Source organism: Streptomyces sp. NPDC048411, assembly GCF_040704695.1.
In the GTDB taxonomy this organism is placed as follows: Bacteria; Actinomycetota; Actinomycetes; order Streptomycetales; family Streptomycetaceae; genus Streptomyces.
The window spans coordinates 1-4,050 of sequence record NZ_JBEZKL010000261.1; the positions used below are offsets into that span (position 1 = coordinate 1).

Genomic DNA, 4,050 nt, shown 5'->3' on the forward strand with positions numbered 1-4,050 from the left:
GGACGATCTACACCCCAGACTGCCGCCCACGACCAGCACGAGCACCCCGAAACGGGGTCACGCCACCCCTGCTGACCAGCCACTTCAAGATGGCGGAGCTTCATTGATCCTCCGTCTGTTGCGCGGCAGGCTGCTCCCAGGTCGTGAGCGCGGAGGTGGTCGTGGGGCGTCGCCCGGGAGTGTTCGTCCGGCCGGTGAGCATGGAGGAAGGGTGAAGGCTGCAGCGGATCAGCAGGACCGCGAGCAGGCCGTCGTCCTTGTGGTCAGCCGCGAGACGCTGCGGGGAATACTGCGTGAAGGCAAGGTCTCCGGGCAGACGACCACGACCTGGAAGTCGTCGAACGCCCTGACTTCATTGCCAAGATGCACCGGGTCCTGGCCTTGTACGACACCCCGCTGAGCGATGGCCGGGTGGTGTGCCTGGACGAGTTCGACCCGTTCAACCTGATGTCCCGCAAGGGCAAGGCCTGGCGTCCCCTCGGCTCACCGCGCCGCCTGCGGGCCACCTATAACCGCTACGACGGCGTGATGCACATGTTCGCCGCCCTCGACCTGGCCACCGGGAAGATGTACTAACGGATCTGCCGGCGCAAGCGCTGGCGCGAGTTTCTCGCCCTACTCAAAGCCCTGCGCGCCCGCTGGCCCGGCGAGAAGCTGTACGTCGTGCTGGACAACTTCTCCGCGCACAAACACCCAAACGTTCGGGCCTGGGCCGCGGCCAACGACGTCGAGCTGGTCTTCCTGCCGACCTGCGGATCGTGGCTGAACTGGATCGAGTCCGAGTTCGCCGCTCTGCGCTACTTCGCCCTCAACGGCACCGACCACCGCAGACACGGCGAGCAGACCACCGCCACCGAATGGCTCACCGGCGACGAGCCGTACGAGATACGCAAACCCACCGTCCGCCCCGGACCCCGGGTCCGGCCGGTGCAGCGCCATGCCGGGGCGGGTGACACTACCCGTGGTCTGCTGCAGCCCCCTCGCGGAACTTCGCTTCGAACTTCTGCCCCTTATCCGCCATGACTCCCAACTTCTCCTGCAGTCACGGTCTCAACGCTACGAGGGGAAGGTCAGACCCACATTCCCTCAGTCCGGCTCTTTGATCGACGAGATCGTCCGTTGGGGGCGGCGTTGTCAGCGGTCGCCCGCTGCGGGGGCGAAGGGTCCGTCCAGGGCTGCCCATTGCAGGAGCAGGATGGTCTTGCCGTCGGTGATGCGTCCGTCGCGGGTCATGGCGAGGGCTTCTGCGAAGGGCAGTTCGAGGACCTCGATGTCTTCGCCGTCTTCCTCGAGTCCGCCGCCGGTCCCGGTCCGGTCGGCCGGGGTGTAGGGGGCGGCGAAGAAGTGGAGGCGCTCGGTGACGGAGCCGGGGCTCATGTAGGCGTCGAGGACGTGGGTGAGCGGGCCGAGCGTGACGCCGAGTTCCTCGGCGCTCTCGCGCCGGATAGCGGTCGGCGGGTCGTCCGCGTCGAGCAGCCCCGCGGCCGCTTCGACGAGCATGCCGTCGGGGTGGTCGTTGACGTAGGCCGGGTAGCGGAACTGGCGGGTGAGCAGGACGTAGCGACGTCCGGTGTCGTACGGCAGGACGACGGCGCCGTTGCCGCGGTCGTAGGTCTCGCGCTGCTGGGTTACCCAACGCCCGTCGCGGCGGCGGTAGTCGAAGGTGGTGCGGCGCAGTACATGCCAGCCCTGGGAGGTGAGCTCGACGTCGCGGACCATGACGCCGGGGTTGCGGTCCAGGTCGCGTCCGGCCTGGTCGAGGCCGGTGCGGTCGCGGTGGTCAGGGGTGTCGATGCCGGGGCGGCTTGTCACGCGGTCTCCTGCGGGGTGCGGCGGGGGATCTCGGCCACATCGTGATAGACGGGCAGGCCGCGGCGGCGGGCGGTGGCGACGTCCTGGTCGGCTCCGGTGGAGTGGCCGGGCAGGCGCAGCACGGCGTCACAGTGGGCGAGGAGGCGGTCGGCGGTCGGGTAGAGCACCTGGTCGGCGAGGGGGTCGGTGGGGCCCGCGCCGGCTGAGTGCAGGACGGGCAGGGCGATCCACTCCCCGATCACGGGGAGGTGGCCGGCGGCGAAGACGGGCCAGGCGGCTGCTTCGAGGCGGGCGAGGTTGGCGGCCATGGCCTGCGGGTCGCCGTCGGTGCCGGAGCGGTAGGGCCCGGCGATCAGGATGAGCATGGGCTTGTCGGTCATGGAGCGCTACGATACATGCAGAAACGTGCAAGAACAGGAGAGAGTGCGAATGCTGGCTGCTGAACGCCGTGACCACCTGCTAGGTCTGCTCGCCCACGAGGGCAAGATCGTCGCCAAGGACGTCGCCGCCGAACTGGGGATCTCCGAGGACAGCGTGCGACGCGACCTACGCGATCTCGCGGCCGAGGGGCTGTGCCAGCGGGTCTACGGCGGGGCGCTCCCTGTTTCCCCGGCCGTGGCGGACTACGCCGCCCGGCAGACCGTGGCCCCCGACGGCAAGCGGAAGGTCGCCTCGGTGGCCGCCGGGCTGGTCCGGCCGGGCGGCGCGCTGATCCTCGACGGTGGTACCACCGCCCTGGCCGTCGCCCAAGCACTCCCGCAGGGCCTGGCCTGCACCGTGATCACCCACAGTCCGACGATCGCCGCCGCCCTGCTCGACCACCCGCAGGTCGAGCTTTTCCTGCTCGGTGGCCGCATCTTCAAGCACTCCGCGGTCGCCTGCGGTGCTGCCGCGGTCGAGGCCGCGCAGAACGTCTCCGCCGATCTGTGCCTTCTCGGCGTCACCGGCGTGCACCCGGAGGCGGGACTGACCACCGGCGACGCCGAGGAGGCCGCGATGAAGCGCGCCCTGGCCGCGCGGGCCGCGGACACCTACGTCCTCGCCTCGTCCGAGAAGATCGGCACGGCATCGCGGTTCCGCGTCCTGCCCTTGGAGAAGATCAGCGGACTGATCACCGACGCCGACCCCCACAACGCCGTCGTCGAACAACTCATGGCGCTCGGCGTGGATGTCCTGCCAGCCGGCTGACTGCCACATGCCGAACGAGGGATCGCCGACCGGCAGGACATCCAGGGCGCCAACCCGTTACCGTGCTTCGCTCATTCACAGGGATTGACAATTGCTCCCCTTCAATTGCACGGCCCGCTGCTGTCGAGCAATGAGTCAAGGGACAATGCGGTGACACAGAAATGCCATGTCCCGCACCTGAGAATCTTGAGAAAGACCAGGTCGGCACATCGGAACAGGACATTCCGAATGCGGCCCCACAGCACGCTCCACACCCGCACCCTCCTGTGGTGACCGCGACGCTCACACCGGGATTCCCCTGCGGAAGATCGTGAACTTCTGGCTGGGAATCTACGTGAGCGCCCGCAAACCCGTGGGTTCGCCCCGAGCGCCCTTCAGAATTCGCGAACTCACGGGGGCTGCGCCTACACCGGAGCCTTCCGTGCCGGCGACGCCGTCCATGTCGCCGGAAAGCTCGTCCACCTCCACAACGGCAACCACACTGGCTTCGGCGTCGAATCCACCCCGTGGAACACCGGCACCTCCTACCTGGCCAACCTCACCGGATAGACCCCACACCAGATGGGGGAGCAACAAGGACGGCGCGCAGCCGCACTACGGGAGGGCAGAAACATGGGAACGGTGCTGCTGGCGGCGTTAGCCGCCGTGGTGGCCGCGGTCGTCGTCACCGGCCTGGTGCGCGTCGGGCGACGCGAAGCGCAAGCCGAGGAGGCGCGGCTGGCTGAAGAGGCGCGACGGCAAGCGCGCCGGTCGCTGGAAGCGGTGTGGGCGATGGACGACCGCGAGTTCGAGGAGTATATCGCTGAGCTGTGCCGCCGGGACGGCTGCACTGACGTACAGCGGGTCGGCGGTGCCGGCGACCTGGGCGCCGACGTCATCGGCCGCCTCCCGGACGGCAGGAAGATCGTGATCTCGTGCAAGCGCTACGCGAAGCACCGCACGGTCGGCAGTCGCCACATCCAGACGTTCAACGGCACCGCCCGTGCCGAACACGGCGCCGACGTCCCCCTCTTTGTCGCCTCCTGCGTCTTCACCGACCCGGCCCGCAAG

6 protein-coding genes are annotated in these 4,050 nt (G+C 68.8%); 4 read left to right on the plus strand and 2 right to left on the minus strand.

Features of this window, described 5'->3' with window-relative positions:
* The first annotated feature begins 363 nt into the window (after positions 1-363).
* Together AB0915_RS38475 and AB0915_RS38480 are read left to right on the plus strand one after the other, a co-directional pair.
* Entirely contained in the window at positions 364-576 is a 213-nt protein-coding gene (locus tag AB0915_RS38475; RefSeq protein ID WP_366695963.1) for a hypothetical protein, read from the plus strand.
* Between the two features lie 3 nt (positions 577-579).
* A complete protein-coding gene (locus tag AB0915_RS38480) occupies positions 580-1,023 on the plus strand; it encodes a transposase (protein WP_366695973.1) in 444 nt (147 codons plus the stop codon).
* Positions 1,024-1,134: 111 nt separating this feature from the next.
* On the opposite strand, the gene AB0915_RS38485 is transcribed toward AB0915_RS38480, so the two are convergent.
* Both AB0915_RS38485 and AB0915_RS38490 read right to left on the minus strand, forming a co-directional pair.
* Complete coding sequence (locus AB0915_RS38485; protein ID WP_366695965.1) at positions 1,135-1,812, minus strand: NUDIX domain-containing protein; 678 nt, start codon at positions 1,810-1,812, stop codon at positions 1,135-1,137.
* Entirely contained in the window at positions 1,809-2,192 is a 384-nt protein-coding gene (locus AB0915_RS38490; RefSeq protein ID WP_366695967.1) for a DUF4406 domain-containing protein, read from the minus strand. Before AB0915_RS38490 ends, AB0915_RS38485 begins: the two co-directional genes overlap by 4 nt.
* A gap of 49 nt (positions 2,193-2,241) precedes the next feature.
* Between AB0915_RS38490 and AB0915_RS38495 the strand changes: the two genes are divergently transcribed.
* Together AB0915_RS38495 and AB0915_RS38500 are read left to right on the plus strand one after the other, a co-directional pair.
* A complete protein-coding gene (locus AB0915_RS38495) occupies positions 2,242-3,000 on the plus strand; it encodes a DeoR/GlpR family DNA-binding transcription regulator (RefSeq protein WP_366695969.1) in 759 nt (252 codons plus the stop codon).
* A 612-nt stretch (positions 3,001-3,612) separates the two neighbouring features.
* A partial coding sequence (locus tag AB0915_RS38500) for a restriction endonuclease (protein WP_366695971.1) occupies positions 3,613-4,050 on the plus strand: 438 nt, incomplete at its 3' end.

What these genes read in the sequence shown, in the direction of transcription:
- AB0915_RS38475 (WP_366695963.1), top strand. Translation starts at nt 364, where the DNA reads ATGCACCGGGTCCTGGCCTTGTACGACACCCCGCTGAGCGATGGCCGG.
- AB0915_RS38490 (WP_366695967.1), bottom strand. Translation starts at nt 2,192, where the DNA reads ATGACCGACAAGCCCATGCTCATCCTGATCGCCGGGCCCTACCGCTCC.
- AB0915_RS38495 (WP_366695969.1), top strand. Translation starts at nt 2,242, where the DNA reads ATGCTGGCTGCTGAACGCCGTGACCACCTGCTAGGTCTGCTCGCCCAC.